This is a genomic window from Micromonospora sp. NPDC023737, from assembly GCF_040639715.1.
GTDB lineage: Bacteria > Actinomycetota > Actinomycetes > Mycobacteriales > Micromonosporaceae > Micromonospora.
This window is the reverse complement of record NZ_JBFAAL010000003.1, coordinates 431,703-450,968: the sequence shown is the minus strand read 5'-3', so window position 1 is coordinate 450,968 and position 19,266 is coordinate 431,703. Positions and strand designations below refer to the sequence as shown.

Sequence of the window (19,266 nt, the reverse complement as noted above, 5' to 3'; positions counted from 1 at the left end):
GCTCTGCACCCACATACGCGCCGCTAACCCACAGTTACTCTTCCGAGCAGGCCACGCATCGACCCGCGCCAAGAAGGCGCAGGTCAGAGTTGTGGTGCGTATTCGGGTGCAGAGCAAAGCGAGCGAAGCGGTGGTGGTCGACCGAGGCTCGCGACGACCCTACGTGTTCAACGGTCCACGGTCACGCTGTGCAACCGCGGCGCCAGACGTTCTCACCTGCGGCGCAGGACGACCACCGCGACGTCGTCGTTGATCTCGGGCGGGGCGAGTTCCACCAGCAGCCGCTGGCAGAACCGGTCCAGGTCGTCGTCGACCTGCGCGGCGACGTCCGCCAGCGCCGCCAGCCCCTCGTCGATGGTCGCGTCCCGACGCTCGATCAGGCCGTCGGTGTAGAGGACCAACGTCGCCCCGACCGGCAGCACGAACTCCAGGTCCTCCGGGCGATCCGCGCGGACGCCGAGCAGCGGCGCGGAGTGCTGGACGAACTCGACCTTGCCGTCGAGGCTGAGCACCGGCGGCAGGTGGCCGGCGCTGGCCAGCCGGATCCGCCCCGTCGCCGGCTCCAGCAACAGCACGCAGAGGGTCGCCGACTCGTTCGGCAGCAACGTGCGCATCAACTCGTTGACCCGGTGCAGGATCGCGCCCGGCTGGTGCCCCTCCACCGCGTACGCCCGGACGGCGTGCCGGAGCTCGGCCATCACCGTCGCCGCGTGCAGCGAGTGCCCAGCCACGTCACCGACGGCGAGCAGCAGGCGCCCATCGAGCATCACCAGCTCGTAGAAGTCGCCGCCCACCTCGGTTCGCGCGCTGGCCGGCTCGTAGCGCACCGCGAGGTCGAGACCGTTGATCTCCGGGATCCGTCGCGGGAGCAGGCTGCGCTGAAGCGTCACCGCGATTCGATGCTCCTCGTCGTACGAGCGCTGGGCCTCCACCGCCGCCGCCACGGCCTGCACGAGCTGTACGAGCGCCGGAGTACGGGCGGTCTGAGTCCTGGTGGGAACCACGACGTAGAGCGGCGGCCGGTCCTCCCGCAACCGGGCGGCGGCCACCGTCACCGTGTCGCCGGCCGGCCAGTCCAGCAGCGCCCATTCGGCCGGATCGGTGACCCGGACCGTCGTGCCGACCGGAACGACACTGTCGTCGTGGACCACCCACGGCACGATCGTGACGTCCAAACCACGGCCTGCGGCCACCCCGGCGAGGTACTCGCCGTCAGCGGTCTCGGCGACCACCGCCGCCGGGCTCTTGAAGATCTCGGCGGCCCCGGCCGCAGCCGCGTCGAGCAGCTGCCTGAAGGTCGACGCGGCGTGCACCGCGACCGTGGTGTCGGCGAGCGCGAGCATCCTCGCGGCGAGCAACTCGGCCTGTTGCCGGGCCTGGTAGTAACGCAGCACCGCGTTCGCGGTGGCGATCAGCTCGTCGGGCTCGATCGGCTCGGCGAGGTAGGCGTCCGCGCCCCGCGTCAGTCCCCGGGCCCGGTCCGCCACGTCCACCGCGTGCGCCGACACGTGGATCACCGGTGTCGCCGGACGCAAGTTCTTGATCCGTTCGCAGACCTCGAAGCCGTTCAGGTCGGGCAGCCGGACGTCGAGCACCACCAGGTCGACCTGGTCGGTCTCGACCCGGGTCAGCGCCTCGGTGCCGCTCTCCGCCTCGATCACCTGGAAGCCGGCGCGGGTCAGCCAGCTGACCAGCAGGTACCGCTTGGTCCGGCTGTCGTCGACCACCAGCACGGTCGGCTGGGTGGGCACGTCAGGCTCCGCCCACGGGCAGGGTGACGGTGAAGGTGCTTCCCCGGCCGGGCTCGCTGGTCAGCTCCAGCGTGCCGCCGAGCAGGGTGACGAGCCGCCGGGCGTACGGCAGGCCGAGCCCGGTACCACCGACGCGGGTCGCCCCCGGCGCCTGGTAGAACTCCTCGAAGATCCGCTCGTGCAGCTCAGGCGCGATACCTGGACCCGTGTCGGTGACCGTCAGGGCCAAGTGGTCGTCCCGTCGCAGCGCGCGCAGCCGCACCTCGCCCCGCTCGGTGAACTTCAACCCGTTGTGCAGCAGGTTGCGCAGCACCTGACCGAGCAGCACCTCGTCGGTGCGCAGCGTGGCGGCCGGCGGCTCCTCCACCACCAACTCCACCTCCGGGCGGGTGGCGACCGCGCGCAGCGTGCCGCGCAGCTGCCCGAAGACCGGCCGCAGGTCCACCTCGGCCAGGTTCAGCTCGATCCGGCCCGACTCCGCCTTGGCCAGGTCGAGCAGCTCGTTGACCAGGGTGAGCAGGTCGGTCGCCGACGAGCGGATCAGCTCCACCTGCTGGGACTGCTCACGGGTCAGCGGGTCCGACGCGGAATCGGCGAGCAGCCGGCCGAGCCCGATGATCGCCGTCACCGGAGCCCGCAGCTCGTGGCTGACGTTGGCCAGGAACCTGCTCTTGGACTCGCTCGCCGCCCGCAGCTGGGCCGACTTCTCGTCCAGCTCGGCGTAGAGCGCCACCACGCCGCGGTTGGTCTCCTCCAGCTCCTCGGAGAGCTGACCGTAGAGCGCGAGCACCCCACGGTTCGTCTCCTGGAGCTCCTCGTTCAGCACCGCCAGCTCGTCCCGCTGTTGACGTACGTCGTCGAGGGCCGCGATCAACTGCTGGTTCTGCGCGGCCAACTCGTCCAGGGCGCTGCCTGGGGCGCTCTGGACGAGCTCAGCACGAAGCTCGTCGAGGCGCTCCGGGGTCAGCGCCTGCGCGGTGGCCGGGACGCGTCGGGACATCCTCACGACCGTATCCCGACCGACCCCGATCGCGCCCAGGCTGTCCATGAGGCGCACCACAGCGCCGGACTGCGGCTCGTAGCGGTCGTGCGGCAGCGGACGGACCGGAACCAGGTCCACCCGCAGGTGTTGCCGGCCGTCGGGCGCCTCGTCGACGTGGAACGTCACGTCCGCGCCACCGGCCACACCCAGCAGGTCCCGGGCCACCTCGCTGAGCGCGGTGGCCACCCGCACCTGGTCCTGATGCTCCAGGCCCACCGCGGCGGCGACCTCCCGGCCCCGTTGGCGCACCACGAAGATGTCGTGCTCGGCGCGGAGCGGCATCTGGAGCAGCGGCCGACGGCCGGGAACGGCGCTCATGCCGGTGCCCTCGCCACCAGCACACAGGCGTCGTCCCGCCGGGTGCCCGCTTCCCGCAGCAGCGTCGCCGCGACCACCAGCGGGGAGCGCTCGACGAGCCCCGGGTAGTCGTCGAGCTGCCACCGATCCACCACGCCGTCGCTGTGCATCACGAGCAGGGCGCCCGCGTCGAAGGGGTAGTCGTACTCGCGTACCGTCGGGCGCTGGTGACCCGCGATGCCGGGCAGGGAGACCAGACCCCGGCGCCGCCCGTCCGACGTGATCACCTGTCCGGCGATGTTGCCCAGGCCGGCGTAGCGCAGGACACCGGCCGACGGGCCCAGCTCGGCCACCGCCAGAGCGGCTCCCCGGGTGTGCGACATGGACCGGTGCAGGTGCTGCACCACCGCTGCCGGCGGCCCGGCCGGGGCGCTGTGGAAGGCCGCGATCGCCGTGTCAGTCGCGGCGGCGGCCAGCGGGCCGTGCCCCAGCCCGTCGGAGACCAGCACCTGGCGGCGCCCTTCGATCACCCGGACGGCGTACCCGTCCCCGCTGATCGTCTCGCCGCCGAGCGGACGGGTCAGTCCGCCGACCCAGGGCGTCTCGCCGATCCCCGACGGCCAGACCTGGACGGCGAGGACGGTGCCCCGGCCGGGCAGCGAGTAGCCATCGAACCAGGTGGCCTGCCGGACTATCGCGCCGAGGCCGATGCCGAGGGTGCCGACCGTCGAGTGGCCGTCCCGGGAGGAGATCGTGAGGTCCGCCATGCCCGGCCCCGAGTCGACGGCGATCAGCTCCACACCCGCCTCGTCCGCCCGGCGGACGGGGCGGAGCAGCAGCGACGGGTCCTCGGCGTGCTTGGCCAGGTTGCTCGTCAGCTCGGCGACGACGATGACCAGATCCGCCGTGCGCGCTTCTCCCAGTCCGAGCTGGCTGCCGAGGCGCTCGGCGGCCCGTCGTACGACGCTGCCGGTGCTGCCCGACTCCATCCGGAACCAGAGCCCGCGGTCGGTGACCGCGTCCTCGCTCACCGAGCCCACTTGGTGACGGTGATCCGAGTGCCCTTGCCCACCCCGGTGTCGATCTCGAACTCGTCGACCAGCCGGCGTGCGCCGCTCAGCCCCAGGCCGAGCCCACCGCCGGTGGTGTAGCCGTCGGTGAGCGCCAGGTCCAGGTCGGCGATCCCCGGCCCGGAGTCGGCGAACACGATCCGCACCCCGCGGCGCCGACCGTTGTCCGCGGTCGTCACCTCGACGCTGCCGCCCCCGCCGTAGACCAGCGTGTTCCGGGCCAGCTCACTGGCCGCGGTGACCACCTTGGTCTGGTCGACCAGCGACAGCTTCGCGGCCACCGCCACCGTACGCACCAACTGTCGGACGCGTACCACGTCCTCGTCGCTCCGGATCGCCTGCGCCCGCGGCTGACTCAGGTCGATGCCCGTGGTCACGGTGAATCCGTCGTCTCGGGTTCGTCGATCTCGTCGTGGAACTCGTCGTCCTGCGACTCGTCGCGGCGCGCGGCCGCGATCAGCTCCATGCCGCGTTCGACGTTGAGCGCGGTGCGGATGCCGTTGAGCGACAGGCCCAGCTCGACCAGGGTGATGGCGACCGCCGGACGCATCCCGACCACGACGGTCTCGGCGTCGAGCACCTTGGAGATCGACGCGATGGTGGAGAGCATCCGCCCGACGAACGAGTCGACGATGTCCAGCGCCGTGATGTCGATGATCACGCCGTGGCTTCCGGTGGCCACGATCCGCTCGGCGAGATCCTCCTGCAACTGGAGCGCCGTCTGGTCGGACATGTCGACCTGGATCGAGACCAGCAGGATGTCGCCGATCTTGAGGATCGGTACCCGCTCCATCAGGCCCCCCGGCGGGAGCGGCGCGACGTCTCCACGCCGGACAGGCGCAGCACGTGACGCAACGCGTCGGCGAGGCTCGCCTTGGTGGCGATGTCGCCGAACTCGATGCCGAGCGCCACGATCGTCTGGGCGATCTGCGGCCGGATGCCGGAGATGATGCATTCCGCGCCCATCAGCCGCGCGGCCACCACGGTCTTCAAGATGTGCTGGGCGACCTGCGTGTCCACCGCCGGTACGCCGGTGATGTCGATGATCGCGTACGGCGAGCCGGTGTCGACCAGGGTCTGGAGCAGCCGCTCCATCACCACCTGGGCCCGGGCCGAGTCGAGCGTGCCCACCAGCGGCACCGCGACCACGCCGTCCCAGAGCTTGACGACCGGGGTGGAGAGCTCGAGCAGCTGCTCCGCCTGGTCGGCGATCAGACCCTCCCGGGTACGGACGAAGCTCTCGAAGGTGAACAGCCCCATCTGGTCGATCAGGCCGGAGAACGCCACGAAATCGCGAAGGACGCTCTCGCCGCCGCGGGCCTCCAGCAGGTCCAGCAGCACTTCCTTGAGGGCGTAGACGCTGATCGCCGTCTCGGTGGCGGAGAACCCCTGCCGGGCCCGCCCCCGGGACAGCTCGCCGAGCACGGCACGCAGCTCGGCGGCGTGCTCGGCGTCGAGGTCGACGATCCCGTTCTCGGCCGTCGTGAGAATGGCCCGGTGCAGTTCCTGGAGCTGCCTGCGCAGTTCGGCCTGGCTGAGCCGGCCGCGCAGCGACACCGCCACGGTCTCCGTCCAGCGCTGCGTGACCTGGTCGACGTGCTCGGTCAGCAGAGCTGCGAGCCGGCCGCTCTCCTCGGCGTTCAACGCCATTACCAAACCCCCCTCGACCCGGACCGGGCGGACTCTATCACCGGAACCCGCCCAACTACTTGCCGCGAAGCAACGGAATGATGCTGGCCACCAGATCGCCGCGCCCGTTCTGCGTACCGCGGGGATCGTGGGATACCGTTCCACCGATAACAGGAGGTCTGGCGAATGTCCCTGACGGTGCACACGGAACAGCGCGGCGACGTGGTCGTCGTGTCGGTCGCTGGCGAGCTGGACATGGCGACCGCACCGCAGCTGCAGGACCAGATCACCGACCTGCTCGACAAGGGCCGCAGCCGCCTGGTGTTCGACCTGGCGGAGGTCTCGTTCTGCGACTCCACCGGGCTGTCGGTGTTCGTACGGGCCAAGAACAGCTGCGACGAGGTGGGTGGCGTGGTCCGGCTGGCCGCGCCCCGGCGGGGCGTGCTGCGCATCCTCGAGGTCAGCGGCCTGGTCGAGGTGCTTCAGACGTACCCGACGGTCGAACAGGCGGTCGCCGGGGACCCGACACCCGCCTCCTCCTGACCGTTGCGACTCAATGCTCGTCCTCGATGTGCCGGGGACGGGCGATCACCATGCCCGCGCTGGTCTGCACCGCGAGGGCGACCAGCAGGAGGACGATCGGCGCGGTCCAGCCGCCGGTCCGCTCGTAGAGCACGCCGACGAGGAACGGGCCGAGTGCCGCGATGACGTAGCCGGCGCTCTGCGCGAACGCCGAGAGCGCCACAGTTCCCTCTGCCGTGCGGGCGCGCAGCCCGATGGCGGCCAGGATCATCGGGAAGGCACCCTGGCCGACCGCCAGCAGGGCCACCCAGAGCAGCGCGCCGCCGTGTGGCGCCAGCGCCAGTCCGACGTACGCCAGGGTCGACGCGACGGTCAGCCCAAGCACCAGCGGGTGCAGGGTACGCAGCCGACCGGCCACCGTCGGCATGAGCATGGCGATCGGCACGCCGAGCGCGGTCACCCCGGCGAGCAGCAGGCCGGCCTGCTCGGCCTGGAAGCCGGAGTCGCGGAAGAGCTGGGCCAGCCAGCCCATGATCGCGTACCCGCTGAGCGACTGCGCGCCGAAGTAGATCGCCATGGCCCAGCCGAGCCGGGTCCGCGCGGGCCGGATCCGGGCCTGGGATTGCCCGGCGGTGACGGCCGCGGCTCGCGGCGATCGGGCGCGCCGCGCCAACGACACCCACGGAAGCACCGCCAGCACGGCCAGCGCGGCCCAGACGCCCAGGCCGGCGCGCCACGAACCGAACGCGTGCGCGATCGGCACCGCCGTGGCGGCGGCCACCGCGGTCCCCGCGGTGAGGGTCATGGTGTACGCCCCGGTGATGAGCCCGGCGCGGTGCGGGAAGTGCTGCTTGACCAGCATCGGCAGCAGGATGTTGGCGACCGCGATGCCGGCCAGGGCCAGGGCGCTGGTGAGCAGGAACACCACCGCCGAGTCGGTGACCGCCCGCAGCACCTGGCCGATGACGAGGACGACCATTCCGGCCACCAGCATCCGGGCGGGCGCGAACCGGCGGACCAGCCACGGAGTGAGCGCCCCGAGTCCGGCGAACGCGATCGTCGGCAGGGTGGTGGCGATGCCCGCCGTCGTGCCGGAGAGCCCGATGCCGTCCCGCACCTCGTCGAGCAGGGCTCCGAGGCTGGTGACGGCGGCGCGCAGGTTGAGCGCGACGAGGAGCATGCCGGCGAGTACCAGCGCCCCTCCGGTGGCTGGACGGCCGGCGGGACGCGGCCCGAGCGCCGGCGACTCCGGGCCGGTGGGCACGTCGGCGACGGTCGCGGAACCGGCGGCGACCGGTGGGGGCGGCGGTGTCATGCGGTTGAACCTACAATCATGGGATGAATTCCGGGCCGGTGATGTAACCAGTGACACCATCAGTCGATTCCCCGCCGGTGCCGCCCCGTGGGCAGCGGATACGCGAGACGATCGCCCAGCTCAGAGAGCGGATCCTGGCCGGCGAGTGGCCGGTCGGCAGCCGCATCCCCACCGAGCCCCAGTTGGTCGCGGCGCTCGGGGTCGGGCGCAACACGGTTCGCGAGGCGGTCCGGGCGCTCCAGCACGCCGGGGTGCTGGAGTGCCGGCAGGGTTCCGGGACGTACGTGGTGTCCACCGACGAACTCGCTCCCGTGGTGGCCCGTCAGCTCACCGACGACCGGATGACCGAGGTGATCGAGGTACGCCGCGCCTTCGAGGTGGAGGCGGCCCGGCTCGCCGCGCTGCGGCGTACGCCCGAGGACCTGGCCGCCCTCGACGACGCGCTCGCGGCCCGCGAGGCGGCGTGGCGCGTTGGCCGGGCCGACGAGTTCGTGGAGGCCGACATCGCCCTGCACACGGCGGTGGTCGCCGCCGCGCACAACCGGATGCTCGCCGAGCTGTACGCCTCGGTCGGCACCGCGCTGCGCAACAGCCTCGTGCAGACGGTCGGCGCGACGATGACGCCGGAGCACCCCATCGACCATGCCCGACTGGTGGACGCGATCCGGACCGGTGATCCCGAGGGGGCGGCCCGTGAGGCCGGGGCTTTCCTGGAGCCACTGCCCAAGGCATAGGTTGTCCCGGACAAAAAACCGGACAGCGCGGGAGTACGGATGCTCAAGGGCTTCAAAGACTTCATCATGCGGGGCAACGTCGTCGACCTGGCGGTCGGTGTCGTCATCGGTGCCGCGTTCACAGGCGTGGTCACCCAGCTCACCAAGTCGTTCCTCGACCCGCTGATCCGGGTCTTCGTGCTACTCGTGACGGGGAGCACGAAGGGCATCTCGGGCACCGCCCCGAAGATCCGCGGCATCGCGTTCGACTGGATTGCGTTCCTCAACGCGCTGATCACCTTCCTGCTCACCGCAGCGGCGCTGTACTTCCTGGTCGTCTACCCGATGAACAAGCTGGCCGAGCGGCGGCGGCGGGGCGAGGAGCCGCCGCCCGCCGCGCCCAGCGAGGAGGTCAAGCTGCTCACCGAGATCCGCGACGCGCTGGTCGCGGCCGGTCACCGGACGCCCGCCGCGCAGCGCGGCGCGCTCGACGACATGCTCGGCCGGCACGAACCGCCCACCGCGCGCTGAATCCGGCAGCGACACATCGGCCCCTGCGGGATTCCCGTGGGGGCCGCACATTCTCGAACGTATGTTCGATAGAGTCCGCGCATGGAGCAGCGGAAGCACTGGTGGAACGGGAAATGGGGGCGGCTGGCGCGGCGGGACGTGTTCCTCCGCGTGGACGGCGACCGGTGGCACGTCGAGCAGCGGGCCGGCGGTGCCGAAGGCGTCTCCCGTTTCTACGAGTACGACAGTGCCGACGAGGCCGAGGAGACGGTCCGCGCGCTGCTCGAGGGCCCGGACAGCTGGCGTGAGCTGTCGCCCCGCCCGCCGGGCGGCTGGGGCCCACCGAGCACCTGACCGCCGGGAAGAGGGCTCACCCGGCGGGTCGGCCCCGGGTGGCGTTTAGCGTCGCGTCGCCCCGGGAACCGCGTCGGAATGAGGCAGCAGGGCGACCAGCAGACCATTTCCCGGATCACCACCGGGATGCCGGTGATCGACGCCGACGGAGTCGAGGTCGGCACGGTGGATCTCGTCCAGCGGGGTGACCCGAACGCGGTGACGGTGCAGACACCGACTGCCGACCCGGGCAGCAGCCTGGACGAGCTGATCGAGTCGACCGCGGTCCGGGAGCCGGACGTACCGGCGGACCTGGCCGCCCGCCTGATGCACGGCGGATACCTGAAGGTGAGCACCGAACTCGCCGGCACCGGGGCGGTCTACGTGCCGGCCGACTGGATCGGCACCGTCACCGACGGCCGGGTACGCCTCGACGTCCCGGCCGCCAACCTGCCCGCCGAGGAGTGACCCGAACCGATCGGTCAGCGCCGGCTCAGCACCGGCTCCGCGTCCGGTACGGGATCCGGCTGGGCACGTCGGCGGCGGAAGAGCAGGAGCATCAGGCAGCCGGCGACCAGCCCCCAGAACGCGCCGCCCACGCCGAGCAGGGTCACCCCGGAGGCGGTGACCACGAAGGTGACCACGGCCGCCTCGCGTCGCTCCGGCTCTGCCGCGGCGGAGGTCACCGCTGAGGTCAGCGCGGTGGCCAACGCACCGAGCAGGGCCAGCCCGGCGACCGCCTCGATCAGCACCGGCGGGGCGATCGCCACCAGCCCGGTGGCCGCTCCGGCGCCCATCCCGAGCACTGCGAGACCGACCCCCGCCGTCACCGAGGCGATCCACCGTCGATCGGGATCGGGGTGGGCGTCCGGGCCGGCGGCCAGTGCGGCGGTGATCGCGGCGAGGTTCACCGCGTGACCGCCGGCCGGTGCGGCCAGCAGGCTGGCGACACCGGTGGTCCGCAGTGCGGCGGTGAACGGCGGCCGGTAGCCGTAGCCGACCAGCACCGCCGTGCCGGGCACGTTCTGCGCGGCCATGGTGACCAGGAAGAGCGGTAGCGCGAGTCCGATCAGGACCGGCACGTTCCAGGACGGCGGAGTCAGCTCGACCACAGGGCGCAAGCCGACCGCGCCGAGGCCGGCGCCGGACGAGGTCGAGGCGATCGCCACCACCGCGACCACCAGTGCCCCGGGCACCGCCCAGGGACGGGCGTACCGGTGCAGCAGCAGCCAGGCGACGACCACCGGGCCGGCCAGCCGGGGCACCTCGACCAGGGCGCGTACCGGTGCGACGCAGAGCGGCAGCAGCACGCCGGCGAGCATCGCGCCGGCGATCGGCTTCGGGATGGCCGCCACCGCGCGGCCGAGCGGCGGGACCAGCCCGGCCGCCACGATCAGCACTCCGGAGACGAGGAATGCTCCGGCAGCGGCGGGCCAGCCGCCGGGCACCGGCCCGGTGGCGACCAGCAAGGCCGCGCCCGGGGTGGACCAGGCGACGCTCATCGGCATCCGGTGGCGCAGGCCGAGCCACGTGGCGGCGAGGCCGGACGCCACGCAGAGCGCCAGCAGCCCGGAGGCGGCCTGCTCGGTGTCGGCCCCGACCGCCCGCAGGCCGGCCAGTACGACGGTGAACGAACTGGCGAAGCCGACCAGCGCGGTGACCACGCCCGCCAGCACCGGTTGGAGCCGTCCCGCCACGCCACGCTCCCCTCCCACACCGTTCCGTTTACGGAACAGTGGTTTGTAGCACCATAGCGGGGTGCCTCAGCCACCACCAGGCCGCCGTGCCCTCGACGCCGATCCGAGCGTGATCGGCGCCCGGGTACGTGGACTGCGCGAGGAGAAGGGGATCTCGTTGTCCGCCCTGGCCCGGCTGGCCGGAGTGGGGAAGGCGACCCTGTCGGGCCTGGAGAACGGCACCCGAAATCCCACGCTGGAGACGCTCTACGCGGTCACCGCCCAGCTCGGCGTACCGCTGACCGCGGTGCTGGCCGAACCGGCCGCGGCCCCCACCGTGCACGGCGCGGCGGTGCACGCCACTCTGCTCGAGGTGTTCACCGACGCCGACGCGACCTACGAGCTCTACCGGATGCGGGTCTCCCCCGGGGCCGGGCAGCTCTCCCCGGCGCACCAGCCCGGCGTCACCGAACACGTCACGGTCTTCTCCGGGGTGCTGCGCGCCGGTCCGGCGGACGCGCCGTCGACCGCCGCGGCCGGCGGGTACCTGCGCTGGGACTCCGACGTGCCACACAGCTACGCGGCGGTCGGCGACGAGGAGGTCACCGCCAGTCTGCTGCTGCGCTACCCGCGTCGCTGACGGCCGCACGCGCCAGACCCGACCGGCGCTGACGGCCGCACGCGCCGGATCCGACCGGCGCTGACGGCCGCACGCGCCGGATCCGACCGGCGCGAACCCGGACCGCGCCGTTCAGCGCTCGACCGGCGCGGGCACCGGAAGCCGCCGCCGTACGGCCCAGAGCGCGACCTCCGTCCGCGAGGCCGCCCCGGTCTTGCGGAGCAGGTTGGACACGTGCACGGTGACGGTACGCACCGAGATGCCGAGCGCCTTCGCCACCTGCTTGTTCGACATCCCGGCCACCAGGCAGCCGAGCACCTCGACCTCCCGGCCGGTCAGCTCCACCTCGTCGACACCGGACGTTCCTGCCGGACGGGCGGGACGGGGCACGGACCGAGTCGGCTCCATCGAGCGGGGAGAGCCCGCCGGACGAGCCGACTGCCGGGCGCCGGAAGTGGCGATCAGCGTCGCCATCGGTTGACCGGCGTGCGCGGCGAGCAGTTCGGTCAGCGCGAACGGGTTGCCACCGGTACGCCGCCAGACCGCGGTCACCAGCCGCCCGGACGGGCGCGAACCCGGGTACACCTGGCTCAACACCTCGGCGACCTCGGCGCTGCGCAGCGGCCCGAGGTGCTGGCGGACGGCGCCGGGTACGCCGCAGAGCCGGGCGAGCGCGCGGACCGCGAGGTCCGGCGCGACGGCCTCCTCGGCGGGCCGGGTGGCGACCACGAGCAGGGCGGGCAGTTCGGCGGCGGTGGCCAGCTCGCCGATCAGGTTGAGGCTCGCCGGGTCGAGCGCGTGCAGATCCTCCACCACCAGCACGGCCGGGCCGGCGCCGACGAGCAGCCGCACCGTCCGGACGGCGAGCCGGAGCAGGGCACCGGGGGCGTACCGCTCCAGGGGCGAGGTCGGATGCTGGGCCAACCACGCCAGCGCGTCCGGCGGTAGGTCGAGGAGGCTGGTGTCTCGTCCGCTGAGCACCGCGGCCAGCCAGTCGTACGGGGCGGGGCTGTGTACCCGCGCGGCGCCGGAGAGCACCACCGCCGGACGCGGGGTCAGCGCGTCCAGGGCCGCGGCGACCAGCAGACTCTTGCCCACTCCCGCGCCGCCGGTGACCACCGCCACGGTCGGCGTCGCCCGTCGCCCGGCAACCACGGTGGACCATGCCCGGTCGAACTCGGCCAGCTCACGGGCGCGCCCCACCAGCGACACCGGCATCATTCCTCAACCCTACGCAGTAGTGCGTAGAGACGCGGGTGGGGTGTTCTTGGCAAGCTAGGCGCATGACGCTCATCCTCCGCTCGGCCATCCTCAACGACATCGGCCTGGTCCGGACCAACAACGAGGACTCCGCCCTCGCCGGTGACCGGCTGGTCGCCGTCGCAGACGGCATGGGCGGACTACCCGCGGGGGAGGTGGCGAGCGAGATCGTCATCCGGATCCTGGACGAGCTGGCTCCGCCGGCCGAGACGGAGCCGGCCATGGAGGCGCTGCGGGCCGTGGTGAGCACCGCCAACCAGCGCATCCACGCCGCCATCACCGTCGATCCCGCCCGTGACGGCATGGGTACGACGCTGACGGCCGCCCTGCTCGCCGGTGAGACGCTGGTGCTGGCGCAGGTCGGCGACTCACGCTGCTACCTGCTGCGCGACAACAAGCTGACCCAGCTGACCCGGGACGACACGTTCGTGCAGGCCCTGGTCGACCAGGGTGCGCTCACGCCCGACCAGGCCCGGCAGCACCCCCAACGGTCTCTCGTGACGCGCGCCGTGCAGGGGGCGGACAGTCCACCGACGATCGGCACGTTGACCGTCCAGGCCGGTGACCGGCTGCTGCTGTGCAGCGACGGCCTCTCCGACTACGTCGCGGACGAGGCGATCGCGGTGACCCTCGGCGCGTACGGCGATCGGCAGCTCTGCGGTGAGCAGCTGGTCAAGCTCGCGCACCAGGCCGGTGCGCCGGACAACGTGACAGTGGTGGTCTCCGACGTCACTCTGGTCGCCTGATGGCGGCCGTCCGCCGGATCAGTTCCGAGGAGCGTCTGACCACCAGCTTCGTCCTGGGTGCGTACGCCTTCGAGGCGACTCCGCGGAGCTCGCGCCGGGCTGAGGAGTTCCGGAACTACCTGCCGTACAACGAGGGCAACCGGACGCTGATCGTCGAGGAGAACGGGGAGACCCTGGCGGCCGCCTCGGCCATCCCGATGCGACAGAACCTGCGTGGCGCGGTGCTGCCCATGGCCGGTGTCGCGGGCGTGGCTACCCACCCGCTGGCCCGCCGGCAGGGGCACGTCCGGACGCTGTTGCACCAGCTCCTCGACGAGATGCGCGACGAGGGTCACCCGCTGACCGCGCTCTACCCGTTCCGCCCCAGTTTCTACGCGCGGTTCGGCTACGTCGGGCTACCCAAGCCGCGTACGGCCACCTTCTCCCCGGTCGACCTGTCCCCGCTGCTCCGCGCCGAGCTTCCCGGCGAGGTGGGTTGGGAACGGATCGGCACTGGCTACCCGGCGTGGCGGGAGTTCACCGAGCGCTGCCTGCACGACCGGCACGGGTTCGCGCTCTTCCCCGACTACCGGGACGTCCGGCTGCGCGACGACGACGACCGCTGGTTGCTCACCGCCCGGGTCGACGGGGCGCTGGCCGGCGTGGTCACGTATTGGATCGACGAACACGGTGGCGAACTGACCGCCGACGACCTGCTCGTCGCCGACCCGTACGCCCGGGCCCTGCTGTTGCAGTTCTTCGCCCGGCACGTCGACCAGGTGGAGCGGGTCAGTCTCCAGCTCGCCGCCGACGAGCTGCCGGAGCTGTGGCTAACCGACCTCGCCGTGCACGTGCAGGCACGGGTGGCTCGACCGGGTTCCTCGGCGCCGATGGCCCGACTGCTCGCACTGGACGCGCTGACCGGGTTGCCGGCCGGTCCGGGGCGGGTACGCGTCGAGCTGACCGACGACCGCTGGCTGGCGGGCACCCACCTGCTCGACGGCACCACCGGCTCGCTGGAGCTCCTCGACGGTACGACCACCATCACGTCCGTGCCGACGGCGACGCTCACCGCCGCCGGGCTCTCCGCGCTGGCGTACGGGGTGCTCGACCCGATCGAGGTTCACCTGCGCGGGCTCGGGCAGGTGCCGGCCGACGCCGCCGCCGAACTGCGCCGGATCTTCCCGCGCCAGCTGCCGTACCTCTTCGCCGACTTCTGAGAGTTCCGACCGCGTCCCGGCTTCCGGCCACGAACCCGGTTTCCGGCCGCGTCCCGGTTTCCGGCCGCGTCCGGCACGGGTACGGTCCCGGAGTGCCGGAGTGGTTGCAGGCAGGTGGTTGGGGGCTGCTCGCCGGGTCCGCCCTGCTGATCGGGGCGGCGGTCGGGTGGTACACCCACGTACCGCGGTGGATCAACGCGTCGATCATGGCGTTCGGCGCGGGCGTGCTGCTGTCCGCCGCCGCGTTCGAACTGATCGACAAGGCGCACGAGCGGGGTGGGGTGTTCCCGACCGCGATCGGGGCCGCCGGCGGCGCCGTGGCTTACACGCTCGCCAACGTCGCCCTGGCCCGGCGGGGCGCCCGCCATCGGAAACGTTCCGGTCGGCAACCCTCGGAGCGGGAGAAGCCCGGTTCCGGTCAAGCCATCGCCGTCGGCGCGGTACTCGACGGCATCCCCGAATCGGTGGTGATCGGCGCGAGCCTGCTCGCCGGCAACGCGGTCAGCCTGGTCACCGTGGTCGCGGTCTTTCTCAGCAACGTCCCCGAGGGGCTGTCCAGCGCCGCCGGGATGCGGCGGGCCGGTCGGAGCGGACGGTTCGTCTTCCTGCTGTGGAGCGGTATCGCGCTGCTCAGCGGGGTGGCGGCGCTGGGCGGGAACGTCCTGCTGGGCGGCGCGTCGCCGACGCTGCTGGCCGGGATCACCGCGCTCGCCGCCGGGGCGATCCTCGCGATGATCACCGACACCATGGTTCCCGAGGCGTTCGAGGACGCTCACCTCCTGGTCGGTCTGATCACCGTGGCCGGCTTCCTGACCGCGTACGCCCTGGGCCACATCTGAAGCCGGCGCTCGCCCTGCCGCTCGCATCGATCCGGTCGCGGGCGGCTTAGCAACGGGTTAAGCCGGCCCGGCGCGGCCGTCCGGCACGGCGCCCGCTCCCTAGCATCGTGGCGTGCGCACCAGTTCCCCCCTCGCCCTCCTCGCCGCCGGCCTCCTCGCCCTGTCTGCCTGCGGCACGGCCGGCCCGACAACGACGACGCCGCCGGTCACCCCCTCGGTCAGCCCCGGGTCGCCGACGGGCGCACAGCAGGCGGCCCCGGCGGCCCGGACCGGGTTCGGCAGCCCGAGCCCATCCCCGTCGAAGCGGCCGGCGACGACGTTCCGGGCCGGGAACCCGAAGGGGGGCGCGCCGGTACCGGCCGAGGCGCGAGCCGTGGACACCTCGAAGCCGACCCGGACGGTCGGTAGCGGAACCCCGGCGAGCTGCACGTCGGCCGCCGTGGTGAAGGCCGTCGCGGCCGGCGGCGTCATCACCTTCGACTGCGGACCGGATCCGGTGACGATCCGGATGACCGCCACGGCCAAGGTACGCAACGCCAACGGGCCGAAGGTGGTGCTGGACGGCGGTGGCAAGGTCACCCTCAGCGGTCAGGACAAGCGGCGGATCCTCTACATGAACACGTGCGACGAGGCGCAGGGCTGGACCACCTCACACTGCCAGAACCAGGACCACCCGCAGCTCACCGTCCAGAACATCACCATCGCCGAGGGCAACTCCACGGGCGAGCAGGCCGAGGGCGGCGGGGGTGGCGCGGTCTTCGTCCGGGGTGGCCGGGTGAAGGTGGTCAACGCGCGGTTCGTCCGCAACCGCTGCGACCGTACCGGGCCGGACCTGGGCGGTGCCGCGCTACGGGTGCTCAGCCAGTACGAGAACAAGCCGGTGTACGTCGTCAACAGTACCTTCGAGAACGGTTCCTGCTCGAACGGCGGCGCGTTGAGCAGCATCGGCGTGTCGTGGACCGTGCTGAACAGTGTCTTCACCGGCAACGAGGCGATCGGCAACGGCGCCAACCCGGCGAAGTCCGGTACGCCGGGCGGCGGCAGCGGCGGCGCGATCTACTGCGACGGCAACCGCTTCACCGTCCGGATCGCCGGCACGGTGATCGAGAACAACAAGGCCAATGAGGGTGGCGGGGCGATCTTCTTCGTCAGCAACGACCGGACGGGCACGATGACGATCGACGACTCCACGCTCCGCCGTAACCGCAGCGGCCAGTTCGAGACCCCCGGCCACCCCGGCATCTTCTTCCTAGGCGCCCACCTAACCTGACCCCCTCCCCGGCCCCGGCCCTTTCGCCGGTGATCATGAAGTTATTGCCCGCCGCATCGGCGTGTCGCGACGATAACTTCATGATCACCGCAGCAGGAGCGGGCGGGAGCGGAGCGGAGCGGGGATCCCGGGGGTGGGGGTGGGGTCAGTAGGGGTTTTGGTGGGCGGTGGGGTTGCCCTTCAGGAGGGCGGCCGGACGGCCGGGGAGGTCGGGTGCGCCGGACATGGGCGGACTGGCAGTGTGGGCACGCTCGGCCATCCCGGTGAAGAGCTCCTTCAGTGCGGCGAGCGCGTCGACCCGTGGCTGCCAGCCCAGCTCGGCCTCGGCGCGTTCGCTCGACATCAGCGGCGAGCTCAGCGCCAGCTGCACCCAGCCGGCGTCGATCGGTTGCAGCCGCGCGTACCAGGTCAGCTTCGCCGCCGCGAGCAGCACCGGCGCGGCGATCGGCACGGTCCAACCGTGGAAGTGCCGGGCCACCAGCTCCGGCGTCAGCACCGGGTCCGCCGCCAGGTTGAAGGCGCCGCGCGCATCGCCCAGGACCGCCCGGGTGTACGCCTCGGCGACGTCGTCCGTGTGCACCGCCTGCATCCGCAGCCGGCGGTGGGTCGGTACGAGCGGGATCCGGTTGAACCGGAGCAGTTGAACCGGCACCAGGGGACCCAGGAAGTAGCGGCTGATCTCGGTGGCCGCCTCCCGCTGGAAGTTCAACCCGGGTCGCATCCGCACCACCCGCAGCTCCGGATGCTCCCGTTCGGCGTCGTCGAGCAACACCTCCACCTCTGCCTTGTCCCGGCTGTACGACGATTCGGGCACTCCCGTCGCCGGCCAACGCTCACTCACCGGGTGGTCCTTCGGGCCGGGCGCGTAGACGCCGACCGACGACGCGTACACCAGGGCCGGCACCTTGGCCCGGACCACCGCGTCGATCACCGCCCGGCTGCCGCCGACGTTGGTCCGGTGCAACACCCGCTGGTCGTGGCTGGGCTGGATCTGCCAGGCCAGGTGCACGACCGCCCCGGCCCCGTCGAACACCTCGGCGAGCTGGTCGGCCGCGCCGGGCATGCCGATGTCGCAGGAGTGCCACTCCACCTGGTCGTACGGCTCCCCAGAGTCCGGCCCCGGCAGCCGCCGGACGACTCCGGCCAGCTCCACGTCCCGCTCCCGGCGCAGCCGGCGCAACAGCGCCGTCCCGGCGTTGCCACTGGCCCCGACCACCACGATCCGCATGCCCGACCGTACCCGCCCAGACCGCCCCTATACGTGCCTTCCTCGCCTGATCAGCCCGGATGCACGATAGCCGGGGTGACGGGTACGCCCGGCACCCCGACCGTGGAGACAGGTCACGCGTGGAAGTGGATTACGCCCTTGAGCACGTCCGGGTTCTCCGGGCTCGGATATTCCGTGCACGTGATGGTGAAGGTCGCCGACAACGCGACCGGCTCGCCATCAGCGCCGTACTCCAGCTCAAGAATCTTGAAGACGCCGGTGGTCGGCCGGCAGCGGAGGCGCTCCACGGACAGGCCCGGCCGTCCCGGATCCTGCTCACCGACCGGCTGCGCGTTGCGGTAGGTCGTGCCGGCCGTGAGCCGCTCACCCTGTGGTGGGGAGAACTCCACGATGTCGTTCATCCGGTCGCCTGAGGCACCGAAGCGCACGGAGCTGCTCCAGAACGTCTGCGCCCAGAAAGTGCTGGTGGCCCCGCGGTAGGTGTGCGAATCGGCAGTGGCGGGCTCCTGGTCGGTGAGGTTCCACCGGTACGACAGCGGAGTCGCCTTGTACTTCAGGGTGCCCTTGATGGCAGGCGCGCCCGGCGAGCAACGCTGTACGAAGGTCGCCTCCAGCATGTTGATCGTGCCGGCCGCGTCGTATCCGATCTGGTGAATCGTGAACCGGCCATAGACCTCGTTGCAGCCGCTGCTGCCGTAGCTGACGTCCAGGCCGGGAGCCCGGCCAGTCTGGAAGCCGGCCCGCTCGGCGTTCGGGTAGATCCCCGGGTGCAACTGCTCGCCCACCGGCGGGGCGATCGAGATCGACCAGTAGGGGCCCGCGGACGAGACGTTCAGGCGATGGATGTTCCCGTCGCGCAGGCTCTGGAAGCTGGCCTCGGGCTCGGTGAGGACGCCGCTGAGCGGCTCGCCCTGCCCGTCCGACGGCTCGATCGACCAGGACAGGGAACTCTCGGGGGCCGGCGCCGCGCTTGCCGGCGCCGGCACCAGGAGCGCACTGGTCAGGCCGATGACGGACGCGACGACGATCGCGCCGCGTCGAAGGGTTCGGATCATATGTCCTCCTCGTCTGCTGTGGACAGTGCAGGGAGGATAGCGGCGGCGACCGACAGTCCGCGGTCGATTTCCGGGCTGAAGCCCACGCCCCGCCCCCGGCGCAGCAGGTACGCAGGCCCGGCATTCGAACGGCTCGGATTCTGGCCCGTGTGGCATCGACGGTCGGCCGCTCGTGGCGCCGCCACGTCGAAA

The 19,266-nt window shown here is 72.1% G+C and carries 21 protein-coding genes; 10 read left to right on the top strand and 11 right to left on the bottom strand.

Translation table 11 applies throughout. From position 1 onward, the window contains the following. Positions 1–212: 212 nt before the first annotated feature. Genes AB0F98_RS10940 through AB0F98_RS10915 form a run of 6 tightly spaced genes read right to left on the bottom strand, consistent with a single transcriptional unit; the run spans position 213 to position 5,810 of the window. Positions 213–1,751, bottom strand: a complete 1,539-nt coding sequence (locus AB0F98_RS10940) for a SpoIIE family protein phosphatase (protein WP_357732138.1) — start codon at positions 1,749–1,751, stop codon at positions 213–215. Position 1,752: 1 nt separating this feature from the next. Beyond that, entirely contained in the window at positions 1,753–3,111 is a 1,359-nt protein-coding gene (locus AB0F98_RS10935; protein ID WP_357732134.1) for a sensor histidine kinase, read from the bottom strand. Then, positions 3,108–4,130 carry a SpoIIE family protein phosphatase gene (locus tag AB0F98_RS10930; protein WP_357732131.1) on the bottom strand — a complete coding sequence of 341 codons (1,023 nt, stop codon included), beginning with the start codon at positions 4,128–4,130 and terminating at the stop codon, positions 3,108–3,110. The genes AB0F98_RS10935 and AB0F98_RS10930 overlap by 4 nt, the downstream gene beginning before the upstream one ends. Next, on the bottom strand, positions 4,118–4,537 hold the full coding sequence (locus AB0F98_RS10925) for an ATP-binding protein (protein ID WP_357732129.1): 420 nt from the start codon (positions 4,535–4,537) through the stop codon (positions 4,118–4,120). Before AB0F98_RS10925 ends, AB0F98_RS10930 begins: the two co-directional genes overlap by 13 nt. After that, on the bottom strand, positions 4,534–4,953 hold the full coding sequence (locus AB0F98_RS10920; protein WP_357732126.1) for an STAS domain-containing protein: 420 nt from the start codon (positions 4,951–4,953) through the stop codon (positions 4,534–4,536). Before AB0F98_RS10920 ends, AB0F98_RS10925 begins: the two co-directional genes overlap by 4 nt. Next, on the bottom strand, positions 4,953–5,810 hold the full coding sequence (locus tag AB0F98_RS10915) for an STAS domain-containing protein (RefSeq protein ID WP_357732122.1): 858 nt from the start codon (positions 5,808–5,810) through the stop codon (positions 4,953–4,955). Before AB0F98_RS10915 ends, AB0F98_RS10920 begins: the two co-directional genes overlap by 1 nt. 165 nt (positions 5,811–5,975) lie before the next feature. Here AB0F98_RS10915 and AB0F98_RS10910 point away from each other — a divergent pair, with 165 nt between their 5' ends. Next, on the top strand, positions 5,976–6,332 hold the full coding sequence (locus tag AB0F98_RS10910) for an STAS domain-containing protein (RefSeq protein ID WP_357732119.1): 357 nt from the start codon (positions 5,976–5,978) through the stop codon (positions 6,330–6,332). A 10-nt stretch (positions 6,333–6,342) separates the two neighbouring features. On the opposite strand, the gene AB0F98_RS10905 is transcribed toward AB0F98_RS10910, so the two are convergent. Further along, positions 6,343–7,626, bottom strand: a complete 1,284-nt coding sequence (locus AB0F98_RS10905; RefSeq protein WP_357732116.1) for an MFS transporter — start codon at positions 7,624–7,626, stop codon at positions 6,343–6,345. A 50-nt stretch (positions 7,627–7,676) separates the two neighbouring features. Between AB0F98_RS10905 and AB0F98_RS10900 the strand changes: the two genes are divergently transcribed. The 4 genes from AB0F98_RS10900 (at position 7,677) to AB0F98_RS10885 (ending at position 9,650) form a co-directional block, all read left to right on the top strand. Then, positions 7,677–8,360 carry an FCD domain-containing protein gene (locus AB0F98_RS10900; protein ID WP_357732113.1) on the top strand — a complete coding sequence of 228 codons (684 nt, stop codon included), beginning with the start codon at positions 7,677–7,679 and terminating at the stop codon, positions 8,358–8,360. 39 nt (positions 8,361–8,399) lie between these two features. Beyond that, entirely contained in the window at positions 8,400–8,870 is a 471-nt protein-coding gene (gene mscL / locus AB0F98_RS10895) for a large conductance mechanosensitive channel protein MscL (RefSeq protein WP_357732110.1), read from the top strand. An 81-nt stretch (positions 8,871–8,951) separates the two neighbouring features. Continuing rightward, on the top strand, positions 8,952–9,203 hold the full coding sequence (locus tag AB0F98_RS10890; protein WP_357732107.1) for a hypothetical protein: 252 nt from the start codon (positions 8,952–8,954) through the stop codon (positions 9,201–9,203). A gap of 78 nt (positions 9,204–9,281) precedes the next feature. Next, positions 9,282–9,650 (top strand): hypothetical protein, encoded by a 369-nt coding sequence (locus AB0F98_RS10885; protein WP_357732104.1) that lies wholly within the window; start codon positions 9,282–9,284, stop codon positions 9,648–9,650. Positions 9,651–9,664: 14 nt separating this feature from the next. Here AB0F98_RS10885 and AB0F98_RS10880 read toward each other — a convergent pair whose 3' ends face one another. Continuing rightward, positions 9,665–10,879 (bottom strand): benzoate/H(+) symporter BenE family transporter, encoded by a 1,215-nt coding sequence (locus AB0F98_RS10880; protein ID WP_357732101.1) that lies wholly within the window; start codon positions 10,877–10,879, stop codon positions 9,665–9,667. Between the two features lie 61 nt (positions 10,880–10,940). Here AB0F98_RS10880 and AB0F98_RS10875 point away from each other — a divergent pair, with 61 nt between their 5' ends. After that, positions 10,941–11,498: an XRE family transcriptional regulator gene (locus tag AB0F98_RS10875; protein WP_357732098.1), complete on the top strand. Its 558-nt coding sequence runs from the start codon at positions 10,941–10,943 to the stop codon at positions 11,496–11,498. Positions 11,499–11,609: 111 nt separating this feature from the next. Here the strand turns inward: AB0F98_RS10875 and AB0F98_RS10870 are convergent, their stop codons facing one another. After that, a complete protein-coding gene (locus AB0F98_RS10870) occupies positions 11,610–12,698 on the bottom strand; it encodes an AAA family ATPase (RefSeq protein ID WP_357732095.1) in 1,089 nt (362 codons plus the stop codon). A 62-nt stretch (positions 12,699–12,760) separates the two neighbouring features. Here AB0F98_RS10870 and AB0F98_RS10865 point away from each other — a divergent pair, with 62 nt between their 5' ends. The 4 genes from AB0F98_RS10865 to AB0F98_RS10850 all read left to right on the top strand — a co-directional run bounded on the left by AB0F98_RS10865 (position 12,761) and on the right by AB0F98_RS10850 (position 16,791). Then, positions 12,761–13,483: a protein phosphatase 2C domain-containing protein gene (locus tag AB0F98_RS10865; protein ID WP_357732091.1), complete on the top strand. Its 723-nt coding sequence runs from the start codon at positions 12,761–12,763 to the stop codon at positions 13,481–13,483. Beyond that, entirely contained in the window at positions 13,483–14,682 is a 1,200-nt protein-coding gene (locus AB0F98_RS10860; protein WP_357732087.1) for a GNAT family N-acetyltransferase, read from the top strand. The genes AB0F98_RS10865 and AB0F98_RS10860 overlap by 1 nt, the downstream gene beginning before the upstream one ends. A gap of 92 nt (positions 14,683–14,774) precedes the next feature. Next, on the top strand, positions 14,775–15,521 hold the full coding sequence (locus tag AB0F98_RS10855; RefSeq protein ID WP_357732083.1) for a ZIP family zinc transporter: 747 nt from the start codon (positions 14,775–14,777) through the stop codon (positions 15,519–15,521). A gap of 112 nt (positions 15,522–15,633) precedes the next feature. Next, on the top strand, positions 15,634–16,791 hold the full coding sequence (locus tag AB0F98_RS10850; RefSeq protein WP_357732078.1) for a hypothetical protein: 1,158 nt from the start codon (positions 15,634–15,636) through the stop codon (positions 16,789–16,791). Between the two features lie 145 nt (positions 16,792–16,936). On the opposite strand, the gene AB0F98_RS10845 is transcribed toward AB0F98_RS10850, so the two are convergent. Together AB0F98_RS10845 and AB0F98_RS10840 are read right to left on the bottom strand one after the other, a co-directional pair. Further along, complete coding sequence (locus AB0F98_RS10845; RefSeq protein ID WP_357732074.1) at positions 16,937–18,019, bottom strand: NAD-dependent epimerase/dehydratase family protein; 1,083 nt, start codon at positions 18,017–18,019, stop codon at positions 16,937–16,939. 113 nt (positions 18,020–18,132) lie between these two features. Then, the gene (locus tag AB0F98_RS10840; RefSeq protein WP_357732071.1) at positions 18,133–19,074 is read right to left on the bottom strand and encodes a hypothetical protein; all 942 of its coding nucleotides are present in this window, start codon (positions 19,072–19,074) and stop codon (positions 18,133–18,135) included. Positions 19,075–19,266: the final 192 nt, after the last annotated feature.